The following is a 2,749-nucleotide window of genomic DNA, read 5'->3' as shown; positions in this document are numbered from 1 at the left end:
TGGCTGTTCAACAGGGCGCAGGCGAAGGCCGCCGGGTGGCGATGCTTGATCCAGGAAGAGACATAGACCAGTCGGGCGAAACTGGCGGCATGGCTCTCGGGAAAGCCGTAGGAGCCGAAGCCCTTGATCTGCTCGAAGCAGCGCTGGGCGAAATCAGAGTCGTAGCCGCGTGCGATCATCATGCCGACCATGCGTTTTTCATAGGTATGCAGGCTGCCGTCGCCGCGAAACGTGCCCATGGCCTTGCGCAGGCCATTGGCTTCGGCGTCGGTGAATTTGGCGGCGACGATGGCCAACTTCATCGCCTGTTCCTGGAACAGAGGCACGCCAAGCGTCTTCTTCAGAACCTGTTCCAGCTCATCAGGCGGACCATAGAGGCGGCCGGGAGGCGGGTAGTCATCCTTTTCCTCCTTGTTGCGCCGACGCAGATAGGGATGGACCATGTCGCCCTGGATCGGGCCAGGCCGCACGATGGCGACCTGAATAACGAGGTCGTAAAGACAGCGAGGCTTTAGGCGGGGCAGCATGTTGATCTGGGCCCGGCTCTCGACCTGGAAGACGCCGATGGACTGGCCCCGACACAGCATGTCGTAGACCTCGGCCTCCTCCGACGGGACGGAGGCGAGGTCGTGCTCGACGCCCGAATGGGCCTTCATCAGGTCGAAGGCCTTACGGATGCAGGTCAGCATCCCCAGGGCCAGGACATCGACCTTCATCAGGCCTAGGGCGTCGATGTCGTCCTTGTCCCATTCGATGAAAGTCCGGTCCGGCATGGCGGCGTTGCCGATGGGGACCATCTCGTCCAGCCGGTCCTGGGTCAGGACGAAGCCTCCGACGTGCTGGCTGAGATGACGGGGAAAGTTCAGGAGTCTCACCGCCATCTCCACCGCGCGGGCGATCGTGGGATTGGTTGCGTCCAATCCCGCCTGTGCGACGTGATGATCGCCGATCTCGGTCCCCCAACTGCCCCAGTGACTTGAGGCCAGGCGGGCTGTGACGTCCTCAGTCAGCCCCAGGACCTTGCCGACTTCGCGGATGGCGCTGCGAGGACGGAAATGGATGACGGTGGCGGCGATGCCGGCGCGATGGCGGCCATAGCGTTTGTAGATATGCTGGATGATCTCCTCGCGCCGCTCGTGCTCGAAATCCACGTCGATGTCGGGGGGTTCGTTCCGGTCCTCGGACAGGAAGCGTTCGAACAACAGATCGGACTCCATCGGGTCCACCGAGGTGATGCCCAGGACGTAGCAGACCGCCGAGTTCGCGGCCGAACCTCGTCCTTGGCACAGGATGCGCTTGTCGCGCGCCACGCGAACGATGTCGAAAATAGTCAGGAAGTAGGGCGCGATTTTCTTGCGGGCGATGAAGGCCAATTCCTTGTCCAGCAGGGCTTGCACCTTGTCGGGAACCCCGTCGGTATAACGCATGGCGGCGTGACGGCCGGTCAGGTCCTCCAGCCATTCTTGCGGGAGCCTGCCGGGCGGGATCGGCTCTTCCGGGTATTGATAGCTGAGCTCAGACAGATCGAAGGTCGCGCGCGACAGGAAGGCGGTCGTCTCGCTTATGGCTTCGAGCGCGTCCCGGAACAGGCGGACCATCTCGCCCACGGGTTTCAGCCAGCGTTCAGCGTTGGCCTCCAGCCGACGGCCTGCGGTTTCGATGGTCGCGCCTTCGCGGATGCAGGTCAGGACGTCCTGCAGATCGCGGTTCTCGGGGGCGGCATAGAGGACGTCGTTCAGCGCCAGCAGCGGAGCATCTACCCGCTCCGCCATGGCCTTGAGCCGGGCCAGACGGCGCTGATCGTCGCCGCGGCTGTGCAGGACGGCGCCCAGCCAGACCGCGCCCGGCGCCGCTTCGTTCATGCGGATCAGCGTCTCCTCCAGCCCTGTCAGCCGGTCCGGCGGGACGAGGATCAGCAGCAGGTCCCCCGGATCGGCCAGCAGGTCGCGCAGGCCGATCTCGCACTCGCCCTTCCTGGCCCGGCGGTTGCCCAGAGTCAGCAGGCGCGTCAGCCGACCCCAACCCGCCCGCGTCTCCGGATAGGCGATGACGTCCGGCGTCCCGTCGTTGAAGACCAGCCGCGTCCCGGTCAGCAGGCGGAAGTCCGCCGCGCGGCGCTTCACCTCTTCGGACAGGGCCGGATCGTTCAGCGGGGCCTCGATGAAGGCGATCTCGCCGGGACTGCCGCCGTCGCGCATCCTGTCCGGCGGGGCCAGACCCTCAACGCGAATCTCCTTCAGCGCGCTCCAGGCCCGCACCACGCCCGCTACAGTGTTGCGATCGGCCAGCCCCAGACCGGCATGGCCGCGCTGGATCGCTGTCAGCACCAGGTCCTTGGGATGCGAGGCACCGCGCAGGAAGGAGAAGTTGCTGGCCGTCGCCAGTTCGGCGTAGGCGCCGCAAGGGTCGAGCCTCCTCACGCGAACAGGCCGTGGATGAACCAGCGCGGCTCGAGCGTCTCGCCATAAAGGCCCTGGCGGAACAGCCAGAAGCGACGGCCGTCCCGGTCTTCGACCCGGTAATAGTCGCGGGTGCGCTGGTTCGGGGCACGCCACCATTCGCCGCTGATCCGCTCGGGCCCCTCGGCGCGGGTCACCTCGTGCAGGACGCGGCGCCAGCGGAACTTCAGCGGATAGCCGTCGGGAACCTCGGCGAGGGTTTCGACCGGCTGGGGCGGGTCGAACATCTGCAGCGGCCGCAAGGGCGGATCGTCGGGATCAAGGTCGGGCCAGGGCTCGTCGCCACGATG

General features: G+C 66.0%; 1 protein-coding gene and 1 pseudogene. Both read right to left on the bottom strand.

All coding sequences use genetic code 11. From position 1 onward, the window contains the following. On the bottom strand, positions 1-2,420 hold a 2,420-nt coding region (locus tag ACWGL1_RS16115; RefSeq protein ID WP_452112567.1), incomplete at its 3' end, for an error-prone DNA polymerase. Next, positions 2,417-2,749 (bottom strand): annotated as a pseudogene (locus tag ACWGL1_RS16110) (DNA polymerase Y family protein); the annotation flags it as partial. The gene ACWGL1_RS16115 and the pseudogene ACWGL1_RS16110, both read right to left, overlap by 4 nt.

The organism is Brevundimonas sp. NPDC055812 (assembly GCF_053616535.1).
The sequence above is the reverse complement of the archived record's forward strand: the minus strand, read 5'-3'. Positions and strand labels throughout refer to the sequence as shown.